The sequence below is a fragment of the Bordetella sp. 2513F2 genome (assembly GCF_054642735.1).
Window position 1 is genome coordinate 2,018,958 of sequence record NZ_CM137755.1, and the last position, 26,005, is coordinate 2,044,962.

A 26,005-nucleotide genomic window follows, 5' to 3' on the forward strand; every position below is an offset into this window, starting at 1 on the left:
CTTGGTGGTGGCCGGCCGGGCACGGCTGGCCGCCCGGCTTACGCCCAGGTCTCCGGCTCCGGGTCTTCGCGACCGGGGCCGGATCCGTTTGGAGCATTTCCCTTATGTCAGACCTCATACCCCAACTCACCCAGCAGCTCTTCAACGGGCTGTCGCTGGGTGCGATCTATGCCCTGATCGCCATCGGCTACACGATGGTCTACGGCATCATCGGCATGATCAACTTCGCCCACGGCGAAATCTACATGATCGGCGCCTACGTCGGCCTGGTCACTCTCACGGCCTTCGGCACCGACAGCGGCCTGCCCCTGCCTTTCCTGGTGGCGGCGATGCTGGTGGTGGCCATCGTGGTCACCGGCATATACGGCTTCAGCGTGGAGCGCGTGGCCTACCGGCCGGTGCGCAGCAGCCCCCGCCTGGTGGCGCTGATCTCCGCCATCGGCATGTCGATCTTCCTGCAGAACTGGATGGCCCTGGGCCAGGGCGCCCGCGACATGGCGGTGCCGGCCATCCTCCCGGGCACGGTGCAGTTCCACATGGGCGGCGACTTCGACGTGGTGGTGCCGTATTCGCGCATCGTCATCATCGCCGTCACGGTGGCCCTGATGATCGCGCTCACGCTGTTCATCAAGTATTCGCGCATGGGCCGCGCCTCGCGCGCCTGCTCGCAGGACATGCACATGGCCAACCTGCTGGGCATCGACACGAACCGGGTGATCTCCTTCACCTTCGTGCTGGGCGCCATGCTGGCCGCGGTGGGCGGGGTGCTCATCGCCATCACCATCGGCAAGCTCAATCCGTTCATCGGCTTCATCGCCGGCATCAAGGCCTTCACCGCGGCCGTGCTGGGCGGCATCGGCAGCATCCCCGGCGCCATGCTGGGCGGCGTGCTGCTGGGCCTGGCCGAGACGTTCGCCGCAGCCTACATCTCCTCGCAGTACAAGGACATCGTGGCGTTCGGCCTGCTGGTGCTGATCCTGCTGTTTCGGCCCACCGGGCTGCTCGGCAAACCTGAAGTGGAAAAAGTCTGATGGCCAACAACTCGCTACGCAATGCAGCGGTGGCGGCCGTGCTCACCGCCATCATCGTCGCGCCCGTGTTCGGCCTGCATCTCGAACGCCAAGGCGCGCAAACCCTGCTCGAGCCCCGCTGGGACCTCGTCGCCATCGCCTGCGCGGCGGTGTTCGTGTTCCAGCTGCTGCGCCCCTGGATCGCCAAGCCGTTCCTGGCGCTGAAAACCGGCCTGCCCACGCTGCCGGCGGCCCCCACGCGCGGCCGCAAGTGGCTGGTGGCGCTGGTGGTGCTGGCGGCCGTGGCCTGGCCGTTCTTCGCCGGGCGCAGCTCGGTCGACATCGCCACGCTGGTGCTGATCTACGTGATGCTGGGCCTGGGCCTGAACATCGTGGTGGGCTTCGCGGGCCTGCTCGACCTGGGCTTCGTGGGCTTCTACGCCGTGGGCGCCTATACCTATGCGCTGCTCTACCACTGGGGCGGCTGGAGCTTCTGGGAGGCGCTGCCGTTCTCCGGCGCCATGGCCGCGCTGTTCGGTTTCGTGCTGGGCTTTCCGGTGCTGCGCCTGCGCGGCGACTACCTCGCCATCGTCACGCTGGGGTTCGGCGAGATCATCCGCCTGCTGCTGATCAACCTGAACACGCTCACCGGCGGCCCCGACGGCATCTCGGGCATCCCCAAGCCCACGGTGCTGGGCATGGAAATGGCGCGCCGCGCCAGCGAGGAGGGCGGACGCACCTTCCACGACATCATGGGGCTCACGTTCAACAACCAGCACATGGTGGTGTACCTGTATCTCATGGCGCTGGTGCTGGCGCTGGTGACGCTGCTGGTTTCCACCCGGCTGATCCGCATGCCGGTGGGCCGCGCCTGGGAAGCGCTGCGCGAAGACGAGATCGCCTGCCGTTCGCTGGGGCTCAACCCCACGCGCATCAAGCTGTCGGCCTTCACGCTGGGCGCCATGTTCGCCGGCTTCGGCGGCGCCTTCTTCGCCGCGCGCCAGGGCATGGTCAACCCCGAGTCCTTCACCTTCATCGAGTCGGCCCTGATCCTCGCCATCGTGGTGCTGGGCGGCATGGGCTCGCAGGTGGGGGTGATCCTCGCGGCCATCCTGCTCACCGTGCTGCCCGAGGTGGCGCGCGAGTTCGCCGAATACCGCATGCTGATCTTCGGCCTGGTCATGGTGTTGATGATGATGTGGCGGCCCCAGGGCCTGCTGCCCATGAAGCGCCCGCACGTGGAGTTGGGCCAATGAGCGAGACCCTGCTGAAAGTATCCGGCCTCACCATGCGCTTCGGCGGCCTGCTGGCCGTCGACAGCGTGGCCTTCGAGGTCAGGCGCGACGAGGTCTTCGCCATCATCGGCCCCAACGGCGCCGGCAAGACCACGGTATTCAACTGCGTGGGCGGCTTCTACAAGCCCACGGCCGGCGAGATCGTGATGGACGGCAAGCCCATCACCGGGCTGCCCAGCCACAAGGTGGCGCGGCACGGGCTGGTGCGCACCTTCCAGAACGTGCGCCTCTTCAAGCAGCTCACCGTGCTCGAGAACCTGCTGGTGGCGCAGCACACGCAGGTCGAGTCGCGCCTGCTGCCCGGGCTGCTCAAGCTGAAGTCGTACCGGCAGGCCGAGGCCGAGGCGCTTACGCGCGCCGCGCAGTGGCTGGACTTCATGGGCCTGCGCCAGTATGCCAACCGCGAGGCCGGCAACCTGGCCTACGGCCACCAGCGCCGGCTCGAGATCGCGCGCTGCATGATCACCAAGCCGCGCCTGCTGATGCTGGACGAGCCCGCCGCGGGCCTCAACCCCCAGGAGAAGCGCGATCTGCAATCGCTGATCGACCAGCTGCGCCGCGAGTTCGGCGTGGCGGTGCTGCTCATCGAGCACGACATGAGCCTGATCATGGGTATCTCCGACCGTATCCTCGTGATGGAGCACGGCAAGCCCATCACCACCGGCACCCCCGAGCAGGTACGCAACGACGAACGCGTCATCAAGGCGTACCTGGGAGAGGAATGATGCTGAAGCTGGAAAACATCCATACCTACTACGGCGCCATCCAGGCGCTCAACGGCGTGTCGGTGGAGGTCAACCAGGGCGAGATCGTCACCCTGATCGGCGCCAACGGCGCCGGCAAGACCACGCTGCTCATGACGGTGTGCGGCAACCCCCGCGCCCGCGAGGGCCGCATCACCTTCGAGGGCGAGGACATCACCCGCAAGGACACCCACCACATCATACGCAGCGGCATCGCCATCTCCCCGGAGGGGCGCCGCGTGTTCAAGGACCTCACCGTGGCCGAGAACCTTATGATGGGCGGGTTCTTCCTGGCCCGGCAGGAGGTCGAGGCGGGCCTGGAGCACGTGTATGGCCTGTTCCCGCGCCTGCGCGAGCGCGCCGGCCAGCGTGCCGGCACCATGTCGGGCGGCGAGCAGCAGATGCTGGCCATCGGGCGCGCCCTCATGACGCGGCCGCGCCTGCTGCTGCTCGACGAGCCCACGCTGGGCCTGGCGCCGCTGATCATCGCGCAGATCTTCGACATCATCCGCACCATCCGCGAGCAGGGCGTCACGGTGTTCCTGGTGGAGCAGAACGCCAACAAGGCGCTGCAGGTGGCCGACCGCGGCTACGTGCTCGAGAACGGCAGGGTGGTGCTGCAGGACACCGGCGCCAACCTGCTCGTCAACGACCAGGTCCGCAAGGCCTACCTGGGCGGCTGAGCCCGCACGGGCGTCAGGCGCCCCCGGTGCCTGACGCCCGTGCCTGTGGCGCCAGGACCCTGCCCGGGCGCTGCGTGCCCGCCGCGGCGCCGTCCCACACGCGCTGGCCATTGACCCATACCGCGTCGATGCCCCGGCTTGCCTGGATCGGCTCGGCGAACGTGGCGGTGTCGGTGAGGTGCTCGAAATCCATGAGGACGAGGTCGGCGTAGTGGCCGGCGCGTACCAGGCCGCGCTCGGGCAGGCCGTACTGGCGGGCGGCCAGGCCGGTCATCTTGTGGATGGCCTGCTCGAGCGTGAGCTGCCGCTGCTCCCGCACCATCTCGCGCAGCACGCGCGTGAAGGTGCCCCATTGGCGCGGATGGGGATGAGGGTCGAAGGGCAGCCCGTCGGACCCCACCATGGCGAGCGGGTGGCGCATGATGCGGTCGACGTCGTCCTGCGACATCAGGAAGTAGATGGCGCCCGCGGGCGAGAGCCGCTCGAGGGTCTGGACGTCGTCCAGGCCGAACTCCTGCATCAGGTCGGAGAAGTCGCGGCCCTGGGCCGCCGGATGGCTCTTCGACCACGTCACCATGGTGCGGCGGGCCAGGCGCACGCGATCCAGCCGCAGCATGGTGGAGGTGGCCGGGTAGGGATGGCAGTCCAGGCAGACGGGCTGGCTGAGGGCGGCGCGCGAGATCATGTCGAGCGTTTCGCGCGAGCGCCCGTGGTTGCGCTCGCCGGCCAGCTTGTGGTGCGAGAACACCACGCGGCAGTCCAGCGCGCGGCCGATCTCCAGCGCCTCTTCCATGGCCGGGACGATGTGGTCGCCTTCGTCGCGCAGATGCGTGGCATAGATGCCGCCACGGCCTGCCAGGGGCTGGCAGACGTCGATGATCTCGTCGGTGGGGGCCGCCGCGGCCGGCGGATAGAAGGTGCCGGTGGAGACGCCGAATGCCCCGGCGTCCAGGGCCTGCTGCAGGTGCGCGCGCATCGCCGCGCGCTCGTCCGGCGTGGCGGGCCGGGAGGTGTCCGCCATGGTGGCCACGCGCAGCGTGGTATGGCCCACGAGCGGAACCACGTTGACCGCCGCGGGCTGCCGGCGCAGTGCGTCCAGCCAGGCCGCGAAGGAGTCGTAGCGGAAGAGCTCGGCCGGCCCGAGCAGGTCCAGCGGCTGCGGCGGGGCCTTGCCCACCAGCGGCGCGAGGCTGATGCCGCAGTTGCCGGTGACGACGGTGGTGACGCCCTGCGAGACCTTGGGCGTCATGTCGCCATGGGCCAGCAGGTAGCCGTCGTCGTGCGTGTGCGAATCGATGAAGCCCGGGGCCACCACGCGCCCTGCGGCGGGTATCGCCGGCACGCCCGCAGGGGCGGCCTCGGGGCCGACCGCGGCGATGCGGTCTCCCGATATTGCGACGTTGGCGCGGAACGGCGGGGCCCCGGAGCCGTCGATGACCAGGGCGTCGGTGATGACGAAGTCTGCCTGCATGGATGCCTCGGGACGCGGGTTCAGTCCAGTTTCTCGATGCGCGCCGTCTCGATGATGTTGCGCCATTTGAGGGTTTCGCTGTCGATCAGGGCCTTGAAGTCGGCGGCGGAGCCCACCGAGGGCTCGGCGCCCAGCGCAGCCAGGCCCTCGCGCACCTTGGGATCCTGCAACGCCTTCTGCACGGCGGCATTGAGCTGCTCCACCGTGGCGGGCGGCACGCCCTTGGGCGCCACCACGCCGCCCCACGCTATGGTTTCGTAGCCTTTCAGGCCCAGCTCGTCGAGCGTGGGCACGTCGGGCAGGATGTCGAGCCGCTTCAGGCTGCTGACGCCGAGCGGGCGCACCTTGCCGGCCTTGATGAGCGGCACCGCCTCCGACGAATTGGAGAAGACGAAGTCCAGCCGGCCGCCGAGGAGGTCCTGGATGGCGGCGGGGCCGCCGTTGTAGGGGATGAACGGGATGTCGACCTTGGCCATCGTCTTGAACAGCTCGCCGCCCATGTGGCCGGTGGTGCCGATGCCGGAAGCGCCGTACGACAGCTTGCCGGGGTTCCTGCGGGCGCGCTCGATCAGGTCCTGCATGCTGCGGTCGGGCGAGCCGGCCGGCACGATCAGCACGTTGTACAGGTTGAACAGCGGCGCCACCGGTTCCAGGTCGCGGTCCATGTCGTAGGGCAGGGACTTGAACAGCGAACGGTTCACCGCCAGGGTGTTGATGTTGCCGTAGCCCACGGTATGGCCGTCGGGCTGGGCGCGCTGGATGGCGGTGATGCCGATGTTGCCCGCGGCCCCGGGCCGGTTCTCGACCACGACCGAAACGCCCAGTTCCTTCGCGAGCTGCGCGGTGACGAGCCGCGACAGCACGTCGGGCGAACCGCCGGCGGCGGAAGGAACGACGAACGTGATGGGCCTGGCCGGCCAGCCGGACTGGGCCAGGGCCGGCATGGCCAGCGCCGTGCCCAGCATGGCGGCTGCGAGGCCGAGTACGTGTCTGCGATGCATGGTGTTCCCCTTGATGTCTTGTGGTGCAGGGGAGGTTAGCATCGAGGCCTGCGCATGCCTTATCGAAAAATGTGGCCTTCCTATAATCCGCGGTTAAGCGCCGTGCGGGCCGCCGCTGCCGGGCATCCGCGGCGCCCGGCAGCGGCGGCGCCGGTTCAGGGGGCCAGCCCTTCGGCCTCGAGCGCGCGCAGCACGGCGGGGTCCGCGCGCATGCGGTCGTAGAAGCGCGCCAGGTTGTCCAGGCCCTGGAGGTCGATCTCCTTGGCATGGGCCCAGCGCAGGGTGACGTACAGGTAGGCGTCGGCCACGGAGGGCAGGGCGCCCGCGATGTAGTCGCGGCCCGCGAAATGGGCGTCGGCCAGGGCGTAGTAGCCGCGCAGCATCTTCGCGGCGGAGGCGCGCAGCGCCTGCTGGGCTGCTTCGTCTTCCACGTAGCGCGGCGCGCCGAACAGAAGCGAGAAGGTCTTGTGCACCTCGGCATTGACGAAGCCCAGCCAGCGGCGGACTTCCGCGCGCGAGCGGGCGGTGCCGTCGCCCAGGAGCTGCTTGCCCGGGGCCTGCTCGGCCAGGTATTCGAGGATGGCGGCGTTCTGCGTGATGGTCCAGCCGCCGTCGTCGAGGGCCGGCACGGCGCCCAGCGGGTTGATCGCCAGGAAGGCCGGCTGCTTGAGCTCTTCGCGCGAGAGCTTCTGGGTTTCGTAGGGCTGCCCGATCCATTCGAGCACGATGTGGGCGGCGAGCGAGCATGCGCCAGGCATGTAGTACAGTTTCATCGAGGATGGCCTCCAGCGGTTGCGGGACGGCACGGGCGTCCCGGCCGATATGGTACGCCGGCCTGCGCCGGGCTGGGGCTTTCACGCCATGCATCAACGTGTCGCGGGGAGTTCATCGATGTCGGGTTCCGGTTCGCTCATGCGCGGCGTTGCGCCGCGGCTGCTTGCCTTTGTCCTGGCCCTGGCCGCGCCGCTGGCGCATGGGCAGCTCACGCCTTCCACCGGGCAGGCGCGCGCCACCGAGGTGGTGGGCGGGCTGGAGCACCCCTGGGGCCTGGCCTTCCTGCCCGACGGCTCCATGCTGATCACCGAAAGGCCGGGCCGCCTGCGGCGCCTGGATGCGCAGGGCCGCCTGTCCGAGCCGTTGGGCGGCGTGCCGGAAGTGGCGGCCGAGGGGCAGGGCGGGCTGCTCGACGTGGCCCTCTCGCCGGACTTCGCCAGGGATCGCCTGGTGTATCTCTCGTATGCCGAGCGCGAGCGCTCGTCCAGCGGCACGGCCATCGGGCGCGGGCGGCTGTCGGACGATGCGTCGCGGCTCGAAGATTTCCAGGTGCTGTTCCGCCAGGAACCCAAGCTCTCCAGCGGGCAGCACTACGGTTCGCGCCTGGTGTTCCACGAGGGCTACCTGTATGCCACGCTGGGCGAGAACAACCGCCGCCCCACGGCGCAGGATCTCGACAAGCTGCAGGGCAAGATCGTGCGCCTGAATCCCGACGGTTCGGTGCCGCGCGACAATCCTTTCGTGGGCAAGGCGGGCGCGCGGCCCGAGATCTGGTCGTACGGTCACCGCAATGCCCAGGGCATGGCGGTGAACCCGGCCGACGGCCAGCTGTGGGAGCACGAGCACGGCGCGCGCGGCGGCGATGAAGTGAACATCGTGCGGCGCGGCGGCAACTACGGCTGGCCGCTGGCCACGCATGGCGTGAACTATTCCGGCCTGCCCATACCCGAGGCGCGCGGCGAGACCCTGGAAGGCGGGGAGGAGCCGGTGTATTGGTGGAAGCGGTCGCCCGCCGTGAGCGGCATGGCGTTCTACCAGGCCGACCGCCATCCGCAATGGCGCGGGTCGCTGTTCATCGGGGCCCTGGCGAGCCAGCAACTGATCCGGCTGCAGCTCGACGGCGCGAAAGTGGTGGCCGAGGAACGCCTGTTGGGCGACCTGGGCGCGCGCATCCGCGACGTGCGGCAATCGCCCGACGGCCAGCTCTACATCCTCACGGATTCCGGCGAGGGCGCGCTGCTGCGCGTGACGCCCGGCAGCTGAGCGCCGCCTCGCCGGCACATGAACGCGGCCTCGTGTCGCAACAGCCGGCCAGGAGCCGGAGGAGACTGCCATGCAGCAAGCCGCTTATGAATTGATCGGATCGCGGGGCTGCGGATCGGCCATCGTCGAGATGGCCCTGATGCTCACCGGCCGGCCCTACACGCTCACGGACCTCCCGTACCGCCAGCCGGGCGAGGGGCGCGATCGCCTGCTGGCGCTGAACGTCACCGGGCAGGTGCCGACGCTGGTGCTGCCCGACGGCACGGTGCTCACCGAGAGCGCGGCCATGCTGCTGCACCTGCACGACGTGGCGCCGCAGAGCGGGCTGGCGCCGATGCGCGACGATCCGGAGCGCCCGCGCTTCCTGAACCTGCTGGTGCGCCTGGTGGCTGCCATCTACCCCACCTTCACCTATGCCGACCAGCCGTCCGACTGGACGCTGGAGGGCGAAGCGGCGCAATGCCTGGGCGATCGCGTGCTGGCCCGGCGCGCGGCGCTGTGGCGCGAGTTCGAGGCGCAGGTCGGCGCGCCCTACGTGCTGGGCAGCCGCTTCAGCGCGCTGGACCTGTATGCGGCCGTGATGACGCGCTGGCGGCCCGGCGCCGCCTGGTTTGCCGAATCCTGCCCGCGGCTGGTGGCCGCGGCCGCGGCGGCGGCGCGGGATCCCCGCGTGGCGGCCGTGCTGGCGCGGCACTTCGATGCGCCGCCGGCGTAGGCCGCGGGTTCAGCGCCGGGGGCGGCGTTTCGTCGCGGGCCGCGATTCGCGCCACGCGATATACAGGCCGCTGCCGGCGATGAACACCGCGCCGAGGCAGTCGTGCAGGTCCGGCGCCTCGCGCCACACCAGCCAGCCCAGCAGCGAGGCCCACAGCAGCCCGGTGTAGTCGAACGGGGCCACCACCGAGGCCGGCCCGATGCGAAAGCCCTGGGTGATCAGCGTGAGCCCCAGCGTGCTGAAGAGCGCGATGCCCGCGAAATAAGGCAGGTCCGACCACTGCGGCGGCGTCCAGAACGCGGGCACGGCCACCGCGCTGCAGACCAGCTGGCCGGCCACGATGTAGAACATGGTGGTGAGCATGCTCTCGGCCCGGCCGATGGCGCGCGCGGTGAGCATCATCACGGCATACAGCACCGCCGTGGCCAGCGGGTAGAGGGCGGCCGCCTGGAAGCTGGCCGCGCCGGGGCGCACGATCACCAGCACGCCGGCGAAGCCCGCGCCCACGGCGAGCCAGCGCGCGCCGTCCACGCGCTCCTTCAGCACCAGCACCGACAGCGCGGTGACGAACAGCGGCGCGGCGAAGGCGATGGCGGTGGCTTCGGCCAGCGGCAGCGCCTGCAGGCCCAGGTAGAAGCAGGAAGCCGAGACGATGTTGATGGCGCCGCGCAGCAGGTGCAGCCCGGGGTGGCGCGTGCGCAGCGCGCGGCGGCCGCCCAGCAGGGTGACCACCACGAACACCACGGGCAGGGCGATGGCGGCGCGCAGGAACAGCACCTGTATCGCGCTGTAGTGCTGGCCGACCCACTTGGCCAATGCATCGCTGAGGGTGAGGAACAGGATGCCGGCCGACACGCAGGCGATGCCCGCCAGCGGCGTGGAGCCGGAAGAGGTGCTGCCGGAGGGCGTCATGCTGCGCGGTAGGCGGCCCAGGCGATCATGGCCCAGGCGGCCAGGAAGGCGACGCCGCCCAGCGGCGTGACCGCGCCGAGGATGCGCGTGCCGGTGAGCGCGAGCAGATACAGGCTGCCGCAGAACAGCACGATGCCGGCGAACATGACGGCGCCCGCGGCCGACAGCAGCGGCGAGCCCCAGCGCGCGCCCAGCAGCGCCACCACGAAGAGGCCCAGCCCATGCACCAGGTGGTAGAGCACGCCGGTCTGCCAGACGGACAGCATCTCCGCCGTGATCATGCGCTTCAGGCCGTGGGCCCCGAAGGCGCCGGCGCCGACGGCGACGAGCATGTTGAGGGCGGCGAGCACGGTGAGCTGGCGGTCGGTCATGGCGGGGTCCTCGGTGTGCGGCGGAAAGACGCCAATGATAGGCCAAGCCGCGCGCCCCGGCTGGCGGCGCGGTCTTTGCCGGCACGCGGGCCGCCCTGGGGCACAATGGCGCCTGTGCCGGCGACGCAGCGCGTCGCCCGGAGCCCTGCGTTTTCCACCGGAATCGTCTCCATGCCGCGTTTCATCGTTCTCCTGCAGTGCCTCGGCCTGGCCGCCTCGTTGCTGGCCGGCACCGCCACCCATGCCAGCCAGCCGCCCCTGCGCATCGCCGTGATCGCCAGCGTGGCCAACGAGGCCACGGAACTGGCCATCGAGCAGGCCCGCAGGCAGGGCCTGGACGTGGAGCTGGTGGAGTTCAGCGACTGGGTCATGCCCAACATCGCCGTGGCCGACGGCTCGGTGGACGCCAACTTCTTCCAGCATGAACCCTTCCTGCAGCGCTTCAACCAGAGCCGCGGCACGCAGCTCATGCCGATCGCCTACGGCTATTCGACCACGATCGGCCTGTTCTCGAAGAAACTCAAGCGCGGCGACCCGGTGCCCGAGGGCGCCACCATCGCCATACCCAACGATCCGGTGAACACCGGGCGGGCCCTGCAGCTGCTGGCCTCCATCGGCCTGCTGGGCCTGCGCGAGGGCGTGGGGCACGAGGCCACGCTGCAGGACGTGACGGCGAACCCGCGCAAGTTGAAGCTGGTGCAGCTGGAAGGCTCGCAGTCGGCGCGCACGTTCGACGACGTGACGGCCTCCGTCACCTACACCACCTTTGCCAAGCACGCCGGTATCGATGAGCGCGACGGGCTGGCGTTCGACAACACGGATCCGGCCGTGGTGCGCCGCTACGCCATACGCTGGGTGGCGCGGCCGGACCGCGCCGACGATCCGCGCCTGCGCGAATTCATCCGCATCTACCAGGAGTCCGGCGAGGTGAAGGCCACGCTGCGCCGCCTGTACGGCGAGCTGATCGATTTCCCGTGGTAGCCGCGGGACTCAGGGCTGCGGCACGGCAGGCGCGGCAGCCTGGGCGGGCAGCCCCAGCAGCTCGCCCATGCGCACCGGGAACGGCCCCGGCGAGCTGCTGGTCCAGCGCACGCGGCCGGGACCGAACAGCACGATCACGGTGGAGCCCAGCAGGAAGCGGCCCATCTCGGCGCCCTTGTCCAGGCTGATGGGCCCCACGGTGGAGGGGCCGTAGCGCGTGACGCGCACCTGCGGCCGGGTGGGGGCCACCAGCCCGGCCCAGACCGTCTCGATCGAGGCCACGATCATCGCGCCCACCAGCACCAGCGCCATCGGGCCATATTCGGTGTCGAACATGCACACCACGCGCTCGTTGCGCGCGAACAGGCCCGGCACGTGATTGGCCGTGAGCAGGTTCACCGAGAACAGCCGCCCGGGCACGTGCACCATCTCCGTGAGCGTGCCGGCCACCGGCATGTGCACGCGGTGGTAATCGCGCGGCGACAGGTATACGGTGGCGAAGGAGCCCCCCATGAAGGGCGCGGCGCGCTGCGCATCGCCGCCGAGCAGGTCGGCAAGGCTGTAGCTGTGGCCCTTGGCCTGGAAGATGCGGCCGTGCTCGATGGCGCCGATCTGGCTGACGCACCCGTCGGCCGGACACAGCACCGCACCGGGCTCAGCCGCCAGCGGGCGCGCGTCGGCCTTGAGCGCGCGGGTGAAGAAGGCATTGAAGCTTTCGTAGGCCAGCGGATCCTCGACCAGGGCCTGGCTCATGTCGACCTGGTAGCGCTGCACGAAGGCCTGTATCAGGCGGTTCTTGAGCGCGGGGGAACGGCTGTCGGCCAGGCGGCCCGCCAGGCGCGACACGAGGTGGTGCGGGGCGGCATACTGGCTGGCCAGGAAAAGCGTGTCTTTGATGGACATGGACATGGTTGGCTGCGGCGCACGCGTGCGGCGCCCGACCTGGAAGTGTAGCCTGAGCGGTCCTAGGCCGGGGTGGTGGTGTCAGGGGCGGATTCGGCTTGCGCAGCGGTGCGGTCGGCCAGGTATTCCACCGGCACGCCCGGCGGCACGCGCGTCAGCCGTTCCCGGGCGATGCTGCGGCTGACCAGCGTGCTGCGCCGCGCCGCCGCGTTCTGCAGCAGCACCGACAGCACGCAGCCCTTGTCCTGCACCCAGTGGGTTTTGCCGCGCAGCAGCCTGAGGGCGCTGTCGGGCGTGCCGAGCCGGTAGTTCATGCCGTTGATCTGCGTGGTGCGGCGCCCGTCGAACTCGGCGGGGTCCAGTTCGGTGATGGCGGCGGCATCCAGATTGCTGATCTCATGCAGCACGCGGTAGACGAACTGGATGCCGCTGTGCGGATCCTTCACCACCACCAGCTTCTCGGCCCCCGCGATGTCCGAGATCATGCCGACGAGCACGGATTCGACGAGCTGGTTGCCGCGCTGCTCCTCGGTGTAGACGAACAGCGTGCGCGGGGGATCGGACGAAGATGCCATGATGGAAATAAGTGCCGGATCAAACCGCTCGATTCTAGCCTGCCGGACTGCCCGCCAAACGCCGGAGTTGCGGGCGCCTGGCCGCCATATCGGGCGATTGCCGAGGCGATCCTGTGCTGGCGTCCGGATTGCGATTCAGCAACATTCAGCTTGTTGTCAGAATCAGGTTAAACTGCCGGCGCGGAGGCGGAGCGCGCCCGGCGAAGGCGCCACGCCCGGGGGGTAAACCTATGAAGGAGTCCACGTCATGAACCAACAGGATCGCGACGCCATCGAAGGCGTCTTCACCCGGTTGCAGTCGCTCGAGAGCCAGGGTGCCCCGCGCGACGGCGAAGCCGAATCCTATATCCGCGAACGCATGCAGGCCCAGCCCGGGGCGGCCTACTACCTGGCCCAGACCGTGGTGGTGCAGGAGCAGGCGCTGCAGGCCGCGCAGCGCCGCATCGCCGAGCTGGAATCGCGCGCCGGCGCGGCGCCGGGCGGCCAACCGGCTCAGGCAGGCAAGCCGGGCACGCTGGCCGAGGGCTTCGGCCGCCCAGCAGGGCTGGGCGGGTCCGGCGGCCGGCAGGGCGCGCCGGCCGCGGCCAGCAGCCTGTCGGCCGACGCCGGTTTCGGGCGCAGCGCACGCGGCGGCGCGGGCGGCTTCCTGGCCGGCGCCATGCAGACCGCCATGGGCGTGGCCGGCGGGCTGATGCTGGGCAACCTGCTGGGCGGCCTGTTCGCGAGCGACGCGCAGGCTGCCGAACCGGCCCAGCCCGAGGCGCAGCCCGAGCCGACTCCCGAGGATCCCGGCGCCACGGACGCCGGCGCGGCCGATTCCGGCTTCGAGGACCTCGGCGGCTTCGACGAAATCTGATCCTGATGCGCCGGCCTGCCGCAGGGGCGGCCGGCGGCATTTTCCCGACCATCGAACCTTAACCGGAGGTAATACGTGTTCGAGTTTCTCCAGACGTTGAGCTGGGCCGCGGTGTTCCAGATCATCCTGATCGACATCCTGCTCGGCGGGGACAACGCCGTGGTGATCGCGCTGGCATGCCGCAATCTGCCGCCCAAGCAGCGAATGCAGGGCATCCTGTGGGGCACCGCCGGGGCCATCGGCCTGCGCGTGGTGCTGATCGCCTTCGCGCTGACGCTGCTCACCATTCCCTACCTGAAAGTGGTCGGCGCCTTGCTGCTGCTGTGGGTGGGCGTGAAACTGCTCATTCCCGAAGAGGGCGGCCATGACAAGATCGACGGTGGCGGCTCGGTGTGGTCGGCGGTCAAGACCATCATCGTGGCCGATTTCGTGATGAGCCTCGACAACGTCATCGCCATCGCGGGCGCGGCGCAGGGCGCGCATCCCGACCACCAGATCGGCCTGGTGATCTTCGGCCTGGTGATCAGCGTGCCCATCATCATCTGGGGCAGCACGCTGGTGCTCAAGCTGATCGACCGCTACCCGGTGGTCGTGACCTTCGGCGCGGCCCTGCTGGGCTGGATCGCCGGCGGCATGCTGGTTACCGACGTGGTCGTCGTCGAGAAGTTCGGCGAGGTCTCCGGCACGGCGAAGCTGGCCGCCGAGGTCGCGGGCGCGCTGCTGGTGGTGGTGCTGGGCCGCCTGCTGGCCGCCCGCCGCAAGCCTGCCGCCGACGCGCAGGCCGAACGCAAGACCGCCTGATGCCAGCCGGCGCAGTCGCGAAGAACGCCTCCTTCGGGAGGCGTTTTTTTCATCGTGTGAGGCAGGCGCCAGTGCCGCGGCGTCAGGCCGATGCGGGCGGCGCCGTCATGCCGCCCTCGACGAACGCCGTGATCTGTTCCATGACCTCGCTGGCGTTCTCCGGGTGGCAGATTCCCGGCGCCAGCTCTTCGAGCCGGTGCGTGTCGGAGAACGCATAGAGATAGGCTCCCACCATCAGCGTGACGCGCCAGTACACGTCCTTGCGCGGGAGATCCGGGCGGACGGTGCAGATGGCGTCGACGTAGGCGCGCGTGGACTTGTCGTAGGCTTCGTTGCGCAGCTTGTAGGAAATCTCGGCGGGTTCGGTGTGCAGCCGGGCCTGCAGGCGGATGAAGGCCCGGCCCCTGGCCGTGGCGCGCAGCGCCAGCGTGGGGGCGAAGAAGGCCTGGACGATGTCGCGCACGCGCGGGCGGGTGGGAGACTGCATGAGCGCCTCGAGCCGCGCCATGCGCTCGTCGGATATCTTGCGGCCGCGGCGCAGGAACACGGCCTCGAACATGCCGTACTTGGAACCGAAGTAATAGCTGATGAGGGCCTGGGTGACCTTGACCTTGCTCGCCACTTCGCGCAGCGTGGTGCCGGCATACCCGAGGTCGGCGAACGTGGCCTCGGCGGCATCCAGGATCTTTTCCCGCAGGTTCTTGTTGGCCACGCCTTCGGGGCGGCCCGGACGGCCGTGCGCCGAGGCTTTCGCCGCACGGGGGCGCCCCGGCTGGGACGTGGGGGACGCGACGCGCTTCGTCATGCTTCTCCCGGGTTGCTCGACCTTGAGACGCGGCATTGTCCCATAACTCAGGCGGCCCGTTGGACGGGAGCAGGCTGCCGCGGATCGAATGCCTCGGCATCGTATTCGTAGACCCAGTTGGCCCGTATGCCGCCGGCATGGGGATTGAACAGGCCGCGCCACCAGAAGCCGACGTCGCGCTTGAACTGGTCCCAGCGCGAGGGCAGGTGATAGGTGCGGCCGCGCTCGCGCGACTCGAGCTGCACGCGGCGGGTGCGCGGCAGGCGTTCGGCCTCGTACGCGCGCAGGGCCTGCGGCACGTCGCTGCCGTGCGCGGCCAGGGCGCTGGCCAGCACATAGCCGTCCTCGATGGCCATGGCGGCGCCCTGCGAGAGAAACGGCAGCATGGGATGGCAGGCATCGCCCAGCAGCGTGACATGGCCCTGGTGCCAGGTCTGCATGGGATCGCGGTCGAACAAGCCCCACTTGAATACGGTGTCGGCACGCTCGAAGAGCTGCACCAGGTTGCGGTGCCAGCCGGGAAAGGCCGCCAGCAGTTCCTCGCGGCTGCTCGGCGCGTTCCAGGATTCCTCGACCCATTCGGCGGTCTCGTTCACTGCCACGATGTTGACGGCCGCGCCGCGGCGCACGTAGTAGGTGACCACGTGGCCGTGCGGGCCGAGCCAGAACGACGAGTCCGGGCTGACGAAGTCGGGCATGCGGTCGAACGGCACCACGGCCCGATAGCACATGTTGCCGGTGAAGCGCGGCGCCTCGTCGCCGAACAGCGTCTGGCGCACCACCGAACGCACGCCGTCCGCGCCGACGATGACGTCGGCTTCGAATTCGGTACCGTCGGCGAAGCGCGCCACGGCGCCATGGCCGGTATGGCTCACGCCGGTGCAGGCGGTGGCCAGCCGCACGTTGGACGGATCGATGCGATTGGCCAGAATGTTGTGCAGGTCCGCCCGGTGCACGTGGTAGAACGGCGCGCCGTACAGCCGCGGGCATTCATCGATGAGCGGCGTGCGGAACTGTTCGCGCGCCGTCTTCCAGTTGCGGCCCACCAGGGCCTGCGGCAGGAAGCCGATGCGGTCCAGGTCTTCGGCCAGGCCCAGCGCGGTCAATACCTTGACGGCGTTCGGGGTCATCTGGATGCCCGCGCCGACTTCGCCGAACGCGGCTGCCCGCTCGAACAGGCGCACTTCCAGCCCCTGGCGCTGCAGTGCATTGGCCAGCGCCACGCCGCCAATGCCGCCGCCGATCACGCCGACTCGCAGTTTTCTTGCCATGATGTTTCTCTCCTGGAGGGGACGCGCCCGGCGGGCGCCCCGTGTTTCATTATTTGGTCGAACAATTAATTTCTGGGTGGCATGCCAGCGGGTCGGGCCGCCGCGGTTTGCCGGTTTCCTGTGCTCAGCCGGTGCAGGCCGCGATGGCGGCGTCGCGGGGCATGACGGCGGCGTACTTCTGCTGCATGTCGAAGAGGTTGGCCTGGTGGGGCCCGAGGGCGCGGTCGCCCACGCAGTCCGACAGCACCAGCGGCCGGAAACCGGCCGACATGGCGTCGACCACGCTGGCGCGCACGCAGCCGCTGGTGGTGCAGCCGGCCACCAGCAGCGTGCACACGCCGCGCTGGGCCAGCCAGGGCGCGAGCATGGTGCCGTAGAAGGCCGAGGGCGTGCTCTTGCGCACCACGTACTCGCCCGGCGCCGGCGCGAGCTCGGCCACGATGGCGCTGGCCGGGCTGTGCTCCTTGAGCGTGAGCATGCCCGGCACCTTCAGGCTGAAGATGTTGCCGTCGGCGTCGTCATCGGCATAGACGATGCGGCTGTGCGCCACCGCCCAGCCCTGGGCGCGCGCATGCGCGAGCAGCCCCACCGTCTGCGCGATGGCCTGGGCGATGTTGCCCCCGCCGAACTGCGCGGGATCGGCAAAGCCGTTGACGAAGTCCACGATCAGCAGCCCGTAGGGGGCCTGTGGCGCCAGGTCCGCGCCAAAGCCCTGGCGCTGGTAGGTGGCGAGTTCCGCGTCCATGAGTGTGTGTTCCTGTTGCTGCGTTGAAAGTCGGTTTGCGCAGGTGGGTGTCTCAGGTGCCTGGCACCTGCCGGGCTGCGCCGGCCTGTCCGTGCGCATCGAGCACCTTGCCCGCGCGCACCACCTCCACCCCGTCGAGGGCCACCGTGCAGCCGCGCAGCGGGATGTCGATGTGGCAGGCCGTGGTGCGGCTGCCCCCGGCCTCGTTGTTCGGCCCCAGCGAGAACAGGAAATTGCCCTCGTAGGCGCGCGCATCCATGCCGATGGTGGCCTCGCGGTCGTACAGCCCCAGCGTGGACCAGTGCGCCCGCGGCTGCAGCCCCCAGCCGATGTGCGAGATCGCGTAGGCCTCCGGATCGTTGAACGAGGCCATGTACTGGCTGAGCAGCTCGGCGTCCACCCCGCCCTCGATGCGCGTGGCGTAGCCCGCCTGCACCGTGAGCACGATCCGCCCCGTGGTGTACGACTTCTGCGGCAGCAGGATGTCGCCCGCATCGATCACGATGGTGCCGTGGCTGCCGCCCTCGTTGGGCCAGGTCAGCGCAAAGCCGCTGGGCCAGTGGTCCCAGCGCCCGGGCTCGTCGACGAAGCCGTACTCGCTGATCGCCGCAAACTCCCCCAGCGCGCAGCGCAGGTCCGTGCCCGCGGCCGAGCGCACCGTCATCTCGCGCGCGCCGGCCAGACGCGCGGCCGCGGCCTTGACCCGCTCGCGGTCGCCCTCGGTGGGCACCAGCCGCGCCAGCACCTCCGGCGGCTCCACCGCCAGCAGGATCTTCGTGCCGCCCTGCAGGATCTCGTGCTGCTCGGGCGAGAACAGCAGCGTCATCAGGTCCAGCACCAGGTCGCTGGCCTTGAGCATGGCGATGGCCGCGGCGTTGCCCGTCAGCGGCGTGGTCCCCAGGTAGGCCAGCGCGTCGCGGCTGAGCGCCTTCTCGCCGTTGACCGGCGGCAGGTCCAGCCGGTTGACGATGGCCCCCTTGGACTGCGCCGCAATCAGCGCCGTGGCCAGCGTCTGCGGATGCGTCGCCGCGCTGGTGAGTATGGTGACGGTCTGCCCCGGCTCCAGCCGGGACAGCGTGAGCACCTGGTTCCAGGCGCGGATCATCTCGAAGTCGCTCACGGGCATGACAGGTCTCCCACAACTGGTGTCTGACACCAGCGTTCAGTCTTTACAGAAATTTCTGTACACCGGTGTCTGACACCAGCAGGGGGGCGCCCAGGAAGTCGCCCAGGGCGGCGTAGAAGCCGGGCTCGTTGTCCCAGGGGATCATGTGGCCGGCGTCGGGCACGCGCACGTGGGCGGTGCCGGGGGCCAGGCGCTGGATCTCGGCGACGTCCTCGTCGCGCACGACGTCGCCGCGCTCGGCGGTGAGCAGCAGCCGCGGGGCCTGCACGTGCGGCAGGTCGGCGTGGATGTCGTCGGTGGCGAAGCCGTCGAAGCTCGCGAGGATGGCGCGCTCGTCGCAGGTGTGCAGCCATTGGGCGCGCAGCTGGCGCTGGGCCTCGGTCCAGGTCGGGCAGTAGGCCAGCATGTCCTCGGCGCTCATGCCCGCGCGGGCCTGGGCCATCGAGCCCACGTACCAGCCGAGCTTGGCCGGATACGGGCGGCGCCCGGGGCCGGAGACCGGCGGATCGACCATGACCAGCCGCGCCAGGCCCGCGGGCCGGGTGCGCGCGGCGCGGATGCCGATGCGCCCGCCCATGGAGTGGCCCACCACGCTGTAGCGCGCCAGGCCCAGGGCCTGGGCGAAGGCCAGCAGGTCGGCGGCCTGCGCGTCCAGGCTGTAGTCCAGCGAGGCGTCGGCCTGCGACAGGCCGCGTCCGCGCACGTCCAGGATGTAGGTGTCGAAGGTGCGGCCGAAGACCTCGCCCACGAAGCCCCAGGTGGCCGCCGGGCTGGTGATGCCCGGCACGATGATCACCGGGTCGCGCCCGGGGCGCTCGCCGCCGTAGCGCAGGTAGTGCTGGCGGATGCCGTTGGCGTGCACGTGGCCGCCGTAGAGATAGGTGCTGGCGGCCTGCGTGGCCGGGCTGTTCATGGTGCTCATGTGGCGGCCCTCCCGTCAGTACGCGCCCGAGAGCAGCGCGCCCGCGCCCGGCACCACCGGCTCGAGCTCCAGCGCCTTGAGCATGGCATAGGTGGTGGCCACCGCCGCGGTGACCACCGGCTTGCCCGTGAGCGCCTCGACCTTGGCGATGGCCCCCAGCGAAGGCATCTGCACGCAGGCCGACAGCACGATGACGTCGGCATCGCGGTAGTTCAGCCCCGCCACGATCTCCGGCAGCCGCGCCGGGTCGTGCCGGCCGACCTCCAGGTTGTCCGGGATCTCCAGCGCGCGGTAGTCCAGCACCTCGTAGCCCTCGCTGCCGATGTAGTCGACCACCAGTTCGGTCAGCGGCTTCATGTAGGGCGCGACCACGGCGATCTTGCGCGCGCCCATGATCTTCAGCGCATCGACCAGCGCCCCGGCGCTGGTGATCACCGGCGCGCTCGCGCCGTTGGCCGCCGTGTGGCCGGTGAGCCGCTGCTGCGAGACGCGGTGATAGCCCCGGCCCATGGCCATGATGGCCACCAGGCAGGCGTAGCCCAGCACGTCCACGCGCGCGTCGCTCAGCTCCAGCGCGCAGCGGTCGGACTCCGCGTCCATCGCCGCCAGCTCCTCCTTGACCACCTTCTTCATGCGCATGCGGCTGGAGTGAAACGTGAAGCGCTCCGGACGGATCTGCTGGCGCGCCAGCAGCATCGCCGGAATCTCCGTCTCCATCGTGGTGTTCGAACTCGGCACAATCTGGCCGATGCGGTAGGTTTTCATGGTCGTGTCCTCCTGTGTGCCGCGCGGGCGTTCATGCGCCCAGGTAGGCGTTGAGCAGTTCGGGGTCGTCCAGCAGCGCGCCGGACTCGCGTTCGGCCGCCACGCGCCCGGTCTCGATGACGTAGGCGCGCGTGGCCACCGAGAGCGCGTTGTGCACGTTCTGTTCCACCACCAGCACGGTGACGCCGTGCGCGTTGATGTCGCGCACGACCTGGAATACGTCCTGCGCCATCTTGGGGCTCAGGCCCAGGCTGGGCTCGTCGAGCATCAGCATGCGCGGCTCGGACATGAGGGCGCGCGCGATGGCCAGCATCTGCTGTTCGCCGCCGCTGAGCGTGCCGGCCAGCTGGTCGGCGCGTTCGCGCAGGCGGCCGAAGCGCTCGAACGCCAGCTCCAGCCGCCTCTCGATCTCGCTGCGCGAGCGCACCAGGTAGGCGCCGAGCTCGAGGTTTTCGCGCACCGTCATTTCGGGCCACACGTGGCGCTCTTCCGGGCAATGGGCCAGGCCCAGGCGCAGGATGTCGGGGGCCTGCAGCCCGCCGATGGCGCGGCCCTCCCAGTGCACGGTGCCCGCCGACGGCGCGATCAGGCCGGACAGGGTGCGCAGGATGGTGGACTTGCCCGCGCCGTTGGCGCCGATGAGCGCGACGACTTCGCCGGGCATGACCTGCAGGGAGACGCCGTGCAGCGCCTTGAGATTGCCGTATCCGGCATGCACGCCGGATACCTGGAGCAGGGGAGTGGGGGTGTCCATGTCAGGCTGCCTTGCCGATGTAGGCTTCGAGCACGGCCGGATCGCGCTGGATTTCCGCAGGCGTGCCGGCCGCGAGCTTCTTGCCGAAGTTCATCACGACGATGTGGTCCGAGACGTGCATGACCAGGTTCATGTTGTGCTCCACCAGCAGGATGGCCTCCGTCCAGCGGCCAGGCAGGGTGCGGATGAGCTCGGCCAGTACGCGGGCTTCGTGGCTGTTGAGCCCGGCGGCGGGTTCGTCCAGCATGAGCAGGCGCGGGCCCGCGCCCAGCGCCACGCCCACTTCCAGCAGGCGCAGTTCGCCGCAGGAGAGGGCATTGGCGGGCGTGTCGGCGCGCGCGCCCAGGCCCACCAGTTCGACGATTTCCGCAGCGCGGCTGGCGATGTCGCGCTCGGCGCGGCGATCGGCCTCGCCAGGCCAGAAGCTGCGCCACAGCGGGGTGCGCGCCCGCAGGTACTGCGCCGCAACGATGTTGTCGCGCACGCTGAGATTCTTGAGCACGTTGGTCTTCTGGAACGTGCGGACCACGCCCATGCCCGCCATGCGATGCGGCCGGGTGCCGGTGACTTCGCGGCCGTCCAGGCGCACGCTGCCTGCCGAGGGCGCGTAGAAGCCGGTGACCAGGTTGAAGCAGGTGGTCTTGCCGGCGCCGTTGGGGCCGATGAGGCTGACGACCTGCCCGCGTGGGACGTCGAAGCTGATGTCGCGCACGGCGTGTATGCCGCCGAACGATTTGCTGAGGCCGCGTACTTCAAGCATGGCGATTCTCCAGGCGGGCCCCGCGCGGCAGGCGGGCGCGCACATAGCCCATGACGCCGTCCGGCGAGAACAGCACCACGGCCATCACGATCAGGCCGAACAGCGACAGCCGCAGCTCCTTGAACTCGCGCAGGTACTCCTCGAGCAGCGTGACAATGACTGCGCCGATGATCGGCCCCGGCAGGGTGCCCTTGCCGCCGAGCAGCACCATGATGATCATGGATACGGTGAACGGGAAACCGAAGACTTCCGGACCCACATAGGAGATGTAGCTGGCGTAGTACGCGCCGGCCATGCCGGCGAGGAAGGCCGCGACCACGAAGACGAACAGCGCGTAGCGCAGCGGATCGATGCCCACCGACAGCGCCACGTAGCGGTTCTCGCGCAGGGTGACCGCAGCGCGGCCGGCGTTGCTGTGCACCAGGCGGTACGCCACGAACAGCGCCACGCCCGCCACGGCCAGCCCCAGGAAGGCCATGCCGCGCTTGCCGTCGAGCCAGGGCAGGGCGTCGAGGAAGGCGGGATGCGGCACGCCGGAAATGCCCATGGGGCCGTTGGTGAAGCCCACCCAGTTGTTGGCCAGCAGGCGCAGCACTTCCGCGAAGGCCAGCGTGACGATCACGAAGAACGGGCCGTTGAGCCTGAGTGTGATGGCGCCGATGAGCAGCCCGAACAGCGCGGCCACCACGCCGGCCAGCGGGATCAGCAGGCCGGCCGGCAGCCCCAGCCGGGTGGAGGCCAGCGCCATGGCATAGGCGCCGATGCCGAAGAAGGCCACGTGGCCCAGTGGAAACTCGCCCACATAGCCCACCAGCAGGTTCAGGCTGGTGGCGAGCACCGTGTAGAGCAGCACCAGCACCAGGATGTGCAGCAGGTAGTCGTTGCGCAGCAGGCCGGCCAGCGCGAGGGCCACCAGCAGGAAGGCGCAGAGGAACAGGCGTTCGGATTTCATCAGGCACGCTCCGCCCGGGTGGAGAACAGGCCGTAAGGCCGGAAGAACAGGATCAGGATGACCAGGGCGAAGCCCACCATGTCGACCGTGCCGGTGGAGACGTAGCCGCCCCACAGCGCCTCGGCCACGCCGAGGATCAGGCCGCCGAGGATGGCGCCCGCGAAATTGCCCATGCCCCCGAGGATGACCACCACGAAAGCCTTCAGGCTCACCAGGCCGCCGATGCCGGCCTGCGCCACGTAGATGGAGCCCAGCAGCATGCCGGCGGTGCCGGCCAGCACCGTGCCCAGCGCGAAGGTGGCGGCGTAGATGCGGCCGGTATTGATGCCGGCCAGCCGGGCCGCCATGGGGTCCTGGAAGGTGGCGCGCATGGCCTTGCCCAGCCGGGTGTGGCGGATCAGCATGTGGGCGGCCACGATGGCCACCGCGCACACCGCCACCGCGAAGAGCCGCACCTGGGTGATGACCACGGGGCCGAGCAGCAGGGGTGCGCTGGCGACGGGCGCCGGCACCTTCTGCGGCGCGCTGCCCACCACCAGCAGGGCGGTGTTGGTGAGGAAGATGGACAGCCCGATGGTGAGCAGGATGCCGGGCTCTTCGCCCTTGCCCCGCACGCGTTCGATGAACAGGCGGTCGACCATCCAGCCGAAGGCCGCCATGATGACGATGACCGCCAGCAGGCCGGTGTAGAAGTCCAGGCCCAGGCCGCTGGTGACGGCCCAGCCCAGCAGCCCGCCCATCATGTAGAACTCGCCATGCGCGAAGTTGACCAGGCGCATCAGCCCGAACACCAGGGTGAGCCCCAGGGCGGACAAGGCATAGAACGTACCGTTGACCAGCCCGTTGACCAGGAACTGTATCAATAGATCGAACACGAGGTTCTCCTGTCGGCAGGGGCCGGCGCGCCCCTGCCGGGTGGGGTCAGTCGGCGCTGACGGAGGTCTGCGACACGATGGTCGGGACGCCGTTCTTCAGTTGCACCAGCACTGCCGAGAAGCCGTATGCCTGGTGCTTCGCATCGAAGGTGAAGCGGCCGTTGGGACCCTGGTAGTCGGTGTGCTCCAGCGCATCGCGTATCTTGGCCGGCGTGGCTTCGCCCGCGCGCTCGATGCCGTCCATGATGATGTTCAGCGCGTTGTAGCCGGCGGCGGAATACTTGCCCGGCGCTTCCTTGTAGGCAGCCTGGTATGCCTGCACGAAGGCCTTGTTGGCCGGCGTGTCGAGCGTGGCGGCATACGGCACCGCGGCATGTATGCCTTCGGCGGCCTCGCCCGTGAGCTTGACGAAGTCGGCCGTGGCCCAGCTGCCCACGCCGAAGATCTGGCTGGTGAGGCCCAGCTCCTTCATCTGCTTGACGATGATGGAGCCATCCTGCGTTTCGGCGGCCACGAAGATGCCGTCGGGCCTGGCCGCCCGCACGCGGGTGAGCAGGGTGTAGAAATCGGTGGTGCCGTGGTCGAAGTATTCCTTCAGCACGGTCTTGCCGCCCAGCTGCTCGATCTGCTTGGAGAATTCGTCGACGCCGCCGCGGCCCCAGTCATCGTTCACGCCGATGTAGGCGATGGTCTTGAGCTTGAGGTTGTCGACCAGGATCTTGGCGAACGCGTGCGCCATCAGGGCGTCCGTTTCGGCGGAGCGGAAGAACCAGGTATTGCCGCGCTCGGTGAGGTCGGCCATGGACGACACGCCGGAGAGCAGGGGGACCTTGTATTTCTGCGCCACAGGCATGATGGCCGCGGTGGCCGAGCTGCAGAAGGCGCCGGAGATCACCGGCACCTGATCTTTCTGGATGAGCTTTTCGGCCGCGTTCACCGATTTGGCGGGCTGGCATTGGCCGTCTTCGATGATGAGCTCGACCTGCTTGCCCAGCACGCCGCCCTTGCGGTTGCGTTCCTGCACGGCCAGCTTGGCGCCATTGACATCCGCGACGCCGTTGTAGGCGACGGAGCCCGTGAGGGGCTGGATGACGCCGATCTTGATGGTGTCGGCCCAGGCGCCCGACGTGCACAGCAGTGCCGCCAGCGCCACCTTTTCAATACCTCGGATACGCATGAGACCTCCGTTCTGTTGCCGTATTTCACCCTTGCCGGCAGACCCCGGCCGCCGTGCCGATGCAGGCGGACAGGCCGTTCAAGAATCTTGTTGAGCGCTGCGCAGGGACGAGCCCGCGCGAAAAAATATTAAATGATCGTTTAACAAATATCAAAGCAAAAATAACGGCCTCAGGGTAGACCCTGAGGAGGTCTTCCAGCGTGGTCGGATGGATGATCCTCAGTACGTCCTGGCGTAGCGCCGAGCCCGGCGCCGCGGGCTACAGGATTGCATTCCACAGAGCGAGGAGAGTGGCTGCGGCCTCAGATGCGTTCGCTGAACGCTTCGTCCCCAGGTGATGCCGGCGCACCGGTCCTGTTGAAGGGCAGGGCCGCAATCGTCTGGCGGCGGATCAGGCGTACGGACTGCTCAGGCGGTAGAAGGTGGTAAGCCTCATGCCCCATCATGTGCACGGCGGTGTGCACGGGCCAATTTGGATTCCAGATCAGTTCGCGTGCCAGTGCAATCAAGTCTGCCTGCCCGGCCTGCAGGATGGCCTCGGCCTGCCCGCCTTCCGTGATCAGGCCTACCGCCATGGTGGCGCATCCGGTCTGGCGGCGCACTGCCTCGGCGAAGGGAACCTGGTATCCCGGCACGCGGCGCACCACGGGCATGGAGGTATTGCCGGACAGGCCTCCCGACGAGCAGTCGATTACGTCCACGCCGCGTTCCTTCAGGGCGGCAGCCAGAGCAACGGTGTCCTCGATGCTCCAGATGCCGCCGGGGCCGTCGACCGCCGATACACGGAAGAACAGGGGCAGGTGACCGGGCCACGCGGCGCGCACTGTTTCCGTTATTTCCAACGCGAAGCGCATGCGGTTTTCGCGCGATCCGCCGTAGCTGTCCTGCCTGCGATTGGTGAGCGGTGACAGAAACTGGTGAATGAGGTAGCCATGCGCGCCGTGGATCTCGAGTATCTGGTAGCCCGCCTGCACTGCGCGATCCGTGGCTTCTTTCCAGCGTTGGATGTGTTGCCGTATATCCGCCACGCTCATTTCGCGTATTTTGGGCCAGGACGGCGGTGGTGTGCGCAGACTGGGCACCATGCAGGTCCAAGGCGGCATGCCGGCATCGGTGCCGGTCAATGGCGCCCAATCCTGTTGTGCGCCGTGGCAAGACCCCTTGCCGCCCGAGTGGCCCAGCTGTATTGCCGGAACCGCACCTTGTTCCAGGATGAATTCGTTGATCCGGCGATAGGCGGCGACGTGATCATCGTTCCACAAGCCCGCACACTGGTAGGTTTTTCTGCCTTCGGGCTCGATCGCGGTTTCCTCCCCGAACACCACCGCCGCCCCGCCAATGGCGAATTTGCCGAAGTTGACGGCTTGCCAGAGGCCCGGCGCGCCGTCCACGGAGTGATACTGGCACATGGGCGACGCGACGATGCGGTTCCTCAGCCTCACCGAACGCAGGGCCAGGGGCGTGAAGAGGAGGGGGGTGTTTGCCGGTGCGGGTTCCAT

General features: G+C 69.2%; 28 protein-coding genes. 9 read left to right on the top strand and 19 right to left on the bottom strand.

The window, feature by feature from the left end; genetic code table 11:
* Nucleotides 1-104 precede the first annotated feature (104 nt).
* From livH to ACYBYQ_RS09555, 4 genes are read left to right on the top strand one after another with little or no spacing between them, the layout of a single operon-like run.
* Nucleotides 105-1,031, top strand: a complete 927-nt coding sequence (livH, locus tag ACYBYQ_RS09540) for a high-affinity branched-chain amino acid ABC transporter permease LivH (protein ID WP_459618505.1) — start codon at nt 105-107, stop codon at nt 1,029-1,031.
* Nucleotides 1,031-2,266 carry a high-affinity branched-chain amino acid ABC transporter permease LivM gene (locus ACYBYQ_RS09545; protein ID WP_459618506.1) on the top strand — a complete coding sequence of 412 codons (1,236 nt, stop codon included), beginning with the start codon at nt 1,031-1,033 and terminating at the stop codon, nt 2,264-2,266. Before livH ends, ACYBYQ_RS09545 begins: the two co-directional genes overlap by 1 nt.
* Nucleotides 2,263-3,030, top strand: a complete 768-nt coding sequence (gene livG / locus ACYBYQ_RS09550; protein ID WP_459618507.1) for a high-affinity branched-chain amino acid ABC transporter ATP-binding protein LivG — start codon at nt 2,263-2,265, stop codon at nt 3,028-3,030. The genes ACYBYQ_RS09545 and livG overlap by 4 nt, the downstream gene beginning before the upstream one ends.
* On the top strand, nt 3,030-3,731 hold the full coding sequence (locus tag ACYBYQ_RS09555; RefSeq protein WP_459618742.1) for an ABC transporter ATP-binding protein: 702 nt from the start codon (nt 3,030-3,032) through the stop codon (nt 3,729-3,731). The genes livG and ACYBYQ_RS09555 overlap by 1 nt, the downstream gene beginning before the upstream one ends.
* Before the next feature lie 13 nt (nt 3,732-3,744).
* On the opposite strand, the gene ACYBYQ_RS09560 is transcribed toward ACYBYQ_RS09555, so the two are convergent.
* The 3 genes from ACYBYQ_RS09560 to ACYBYQ_RS09570 form a co-directional block, all read right to left on the bottom strand.
* Nucleotides 3,745-5,202 carry an N-acyl-D-amino-acid deacylase family protein gene (locus ACYBYQ_RS09560; RefSeq protein WP_459618508.1) on the bottom strand — a complete coding sequence of 486 codons (1,458 nt, stop codon included), beginning with the start codon at nt 5,200-5,202 and terminating at the stop codon, nt 3,745-3,747.
* Between the two features lie 20 nt (nt 5,203-5,222).
* Nucleotides 5,223-6,203, bottom strand: a complete 981-nt coding sequence (locus tag ACYBYQ_RS09565) for a Bug family tripartite tricarboxylate transporter substrate binding protein (protein ID WP_459618509.1) — start codon at nt 6,201-6,203, stop codon at nt 5,223-5,225.
* Between the two features lie 155 nt (nt 6,204-6,358).
* Entirely contained in the window at nt 6,359-6,976 is a 618-nt protein-coding gene (locus tag ACYBYQ_RS09570) for a glutathione S-transferase family protein (RefSeq protein ID WP_459618510.1), read from the bottom strand.
* 118 nt (nt 6,977-7,094) lie between these two features.
* On the opposite strand from ACYBYQ_RS09570, the gene ACYBYQ_RS09575 reads away from it, so the two are divergent.
* Together ACYBYQ_RS09575 and ACYBYQ_RS09580 are read left to right on the top strand one after the other, a co-directional pair.
* On the top strand, nt 7,095-8,240 hold the full coding sequence (locus ACYBYQ_RS09575) for a PQQ-dependent sugar dehydrogenase (RefSeq protein ID WP_459618511.1): 1,146 nt from the start codon (nt 7,095-7,097) through the stop codon (nt 8,238-8,240).
* Nucleotides 8,241-8,310: 70 nt separating this feature from the next.
* Nucleotides 8,311-8,955 (top strand): glutathione S-transferase family protein, encoded by a 645-nt coding sequence (locus ACYBYQ_RS09580; protein ID WP_459618512.1) that lies wholly within the window; start codon nt 8,311-8,313, stop codon nt 8,953-8,955.
* Between the two features lie 9 nt (nt 8,956-8,964).
* Here ACYBYQ_RS09580 and ACYBYQ_RS09585 read toward each other — a convergent pair whose 3' ends face one another.
* Together ACYBYQ_RS09585 and ACYBYQ_RS09590 are read right to left on the bottom strand one after the other, a co-directional pair.
* Nucleotides 8,965-9,867 carry a DMT family transporter gene (locus tag ACYBYQ_RS09585; protein ID WP_459618513.1) on the bottom strand — a complete coding sequence of 301 codons (903 nt, stop codon included), beginning with the start codon at nt 9,865-9,867 and terminating at the stop codon, nt 8,965-8,967.
* Entirely contained in the window at nt 9,864-10,238 is a 375-nt protein-coding gene (locus tag ACYBYQ_RS09590) for a DUF423 domain-containing protein (RefSeq protein WP_459618514.1), read from the bottom strand. Before ACYBYQ_RS09590 ends, ACYBYQ_RS09585 begins: the two co-directional genes overlap by 4 nt.
* Before the next feature lie 171 nt (nt 10,239-10,409).
* Between ACYBYQ_RS09590 and ACYBYQ_RS09595 the strand changes: the two genes are divergently transcribed.
* On the top strand, nt 10,410-11,219 hold the full coding sequence (locus tag ACYBYQ_RS09595) for a MetQ/NlpA family ABC transporter substrate-binding protein (protein ID WP_459618515.1): 810 nt from the start codon (nt 10,410-10,412) through the stop codon (nt 11,217-11,219).
* 9 nt (nt 11,220-11,228) lie between these two features.
* Here ACYBYQ_RS09595 and asd read toward each other — a convergent pair whose 3' ends face one another.
* A complete protein-coding gene (asd, locus tag ACYBYQ_RS09600; protein ID WP_459618743.1) occupies nt 11,229-12,122 on the bottom strand; it encodes an archaetidylserine decarboxylase in 894 nt (297 codons plus the stop codon).
* A gap of 62 nt (nt 12,123-12,184) precedes the next feature.
* Nucleotides 12,185-12,697, bottom strand: a complete 513-nt coding sequence (locus ACYBYQ_RS09605; protein ID WP_459618516.1) for a hypothetical protein — start codon at nt 12,695-12,697, stop codon at nt 12,185-12,187.
* 247 nt (nt 12,698-12,944) lie between these two features.
* Here ACYBYQ_RS09605 and ACYBYQ_RS09610 point away from each other — a divergent pair, with 247 nt between their 5' ends.
* Both ACYBYQ_RS09610 and ACYBYQ_RS09615 read left to right on the top strand, forming a co-directional pair.
* Nucleotides 12,945-13,553: a DUF2076 domain-containing protein gene (locus ACYBYQ_RS09610; RefSeq protein WP_459618517.1), complete on the top strand. Its 609-nt coding sequence runs from the start codon at nt 12,945-12,947 to the stop codon at nt 13,551-13,553.
* A gap of 75 nt (nt 13,554-13,628) precedes the next feature.
* Nucleotides 13,629-14,354 (top strand): TerC family protein, encoded by a 726-nt coding sequence (locus tag ACYBYQ_RS09615; RefSeq protein WP_459618518.1) that lies wholly within the window; start codon nt 13,629-13,631, stop codon nt 14,352-14,354.
* 82 nt (nt 14,355-14,436) lie between these two features.
* Here the strand turns inward: ACYBYQ_RS09615 and ACYBYQ_RS09620 are convergent, their stop codons facing one another.
* The 12 genes from ACYBYQ_RS09620 to ACYBYQ_RS09675 all read right to left on the bottom strand — a co-directional run bounded on the left by ACYBYQ_RS09620 (nt 14,437) and on the right by ACYBYQ_RS09675 (nt 26,005).
* Nucleotides 14,437-15,159, bottom strand: a complete 723-nt coding sequence (locus ACYBYQ_RS09620; RefSeq protein WP_459618519.1) for a TetR family transcriptional regulator — start codon at nt 15,157-15,159, stop codon at nt 14,437-14,439.
* 47 nt (nt 15,160-15,206) lie between these two features.
* Nucleotides 15,207-16,430 carry an FAD-dependent monooxygenase gene (locus ACYBYQ_RS09625; protein WP_459618520.1) on the bottom strand — a complete coding sequence of 408 codons (1,224 nt, stop codon included), beginning with the start codon at nt 16,428-16,430 and terminating at the stop codon, nt 15,207-15,209.
* Nucleotides 16,431-16,554: 124 nt separating this feature from the next.
* Entirely contained in the window at nt 16,555-17,175 is a 621-nt protein-coding gene (locus tag ACYBYQ_RS09630) for an isochorismatase family protein (protein ID WP_459618521.1), read from the bottom strand.
* A 52-nt stretch (nt 17,176-17,227) separates the two neighbouring features.
* Nucleotides 17,228-18,301 carry a 2,5-dihydroxypyridine 5,6-dioxygenase NicX family protein gene (locus tag ACYBYQ_RS09635; protein ID WP_459618522.1) on the bottom strand — a complete coding sequence of 358 codons (1,074 nt, stop codon included), beginning with the start codon at nt 18,299-18,301 and terminating at the stop codon, nt 17,228-17,230.
* Nucleotides 18,302-18,344: 43 nt separating this feature from the next.
* Nucleotides 18,345-19,214 (bottom strand): alpha/beta fold hydrolase, encoded by an 870-nt coding sequence (locus ACYBYQ_RS09640; RefSeq protein WP_459618744.1) that lies wholly within the window; start codon nt 19,212-19,214, stop codon nt 18,345-18,347.
* A gap of 24 nt (nt 19,215-19,238) precedes the next feature.
* Nucleotides 19,239-19,988, bottom strand: coding sequence for a maleate cis-trans isomerase family protein (locus ACYBYQ_RS09645; RefSeq protein WP_459618523.1), 750 nt, complete (start codon nt 19,986-19,988; stop codon nt 19,239-19,241).
* A 31-nt stretch (nt 19,989-20,019) separates the two neighbouring features.
* Nucleotides 20,020-20,742: an ABC transporter ATP-binding protein gene (locus ACYBYQ_RS09650; RefSeq protein WP_459618524.1), complete on the bottom strand. Its 723-nt coding sequence runs from the start codon at nt 20,740-20,742 to the stop codon at nt 20,020-20,022.
* Nucleotide 20,743: 1 nt separating this feature from the next.
* Nucleotides 20,744-21,502: an ABC transporter ATP-binding protein gene (locus tag ACYBYQ_RS09655; RefSeq protein WP_459618525.1), complete on the bottom strand. Its 759-nt coding sequence runs from the start codon at nt 21,500-21,502 to the stop codon at nt 20,744-20,746.
* Entirely contained in the window at nt 21,495-22,454 is a 960-nt protein-coding gene (locus tag ACYBYQ_RS09660; RefSeq protein WP_459618526.1) for a branched-chain amino acid ABC transporter permease, read from the bottom strand. The genes ACYBYQ_RS09655 and ACYBYQ_RS09660 overlap by 8 nt, the downstream gene beginning before the upstream one ends.
* On the bottom strand, nt 22,454-23,329 hold the full coding sequence (locus tag ACYBYQ_RS09665; RefSeq protein ID WP_459618527.1) for a branched-chain amino acid ABC transporter permease: 876 nt from the start codon (nt 23,327-23,329) through the stop codon (nt 22,454-22,456). The genes ACYBYQ_RS09660 and ACYBYQ_RS09665 overlap by 1 nt, the downstream gene beginning before the upstream one ends.
* Before the next feature lie 46 nt (nt 23,330-23,375).
* Nucleotides 23,376-24,506 carry an ABC transporter substrate-binding protein gene (locus ACYBYQ_RS09670; RefSeq protein WP_459618528.1) on the bottom strand — a complete coding sequence of 377 codons (1,131 nt, stop codon included), beginning with the start codon at nt 24,504-24,506 and terminating at the stop codon, nt 23,376-23,378.
* A gap of 302 nt (nt 24,507-24,808) precedes the next feature.
* A complete protein-coding gene (locus ACYBYQ_RS09675) occupies nt 24,809-26,005 on the bottom strand; it encodes an NADH:flavin oxidoreductase/NADH oxidase (RefSeq protein WP_459618529.1) in 1,197 nt (398 codons plus the stop codon).